This window comes from Candidatus Hydrogenedens sp. (assembly GCA_035361075.1).
Lineage (GTDB): Bacteria > Hydrogenedentota > Hydrogenedentia > Hydrogenedentales > Hydrogenedentaceae > Hydrogenedens.
The window spans coordinates 1-501 of the sequence record DAOSBX010000048.1 but is presented as its reverse complement, the minus strand read 5'-3'; the positions used below and the strand labels follow the sequence as shown (position 1 = coordinate 501).

The window sequence follows — 501 nt, the reverse complement described above, 5'->3', positions numbered from 1 at the left end:
CCGATAGTCGTAGAGTGGCGTATTGGGCTATGCGTGGTGATAAGTGGTTTATAGTGGTAGACGGAGAAGAAGGTAAGGAATACGACGGATTTGGAGATCTTATCTTCAGTCCTGATAGTCGTAGGGTGGCGTATTCCACTGGGCGCGGAGATAAAATGTTTGTAGTTATAGACGGAGAGGAAGGCAAGGAATACGATGAGATTATGGAAGGATCTCCTATCTTCAGTGCTGATAGTCGTAGGGTGGCGTATTCCGCTAAGCGGGGGGGCAAGTGGTTTGTAGTGGTAGACGGAGAGGAAGGCAAGGAATACGATGGGATTGGTGCAGGTTCTCTTATTTTCAGTCCTGATAGTCGTAGGGTAATGTATTCAGCTGGGCGTGGAAATAAGAGGTTTGTAGTGGTAGACGGAGAGGAAAGTAAGGGATATGACGGGATTGGAGCAGGTTCTCTTATTTTCAGTCCTGATAGTCGTAGGGTGGCGTATTCCGCTAAGCGTGGGG

At 48.3% G+C, this 501-nt stretch carries 1 protein-coding gene; it reads left to right on the top strand.

Going from position 1 to position 501, the window contains the following annotated elements:
• Positions 1 to 155: 155 nt before the first annotated feature.
• Positions 156 to 501: hypothetical protein (locus PLJ10_12045; protein ID HOK10375.1), on the top strand; the 346-nt coding region annotated here is incomplete at its 3' end.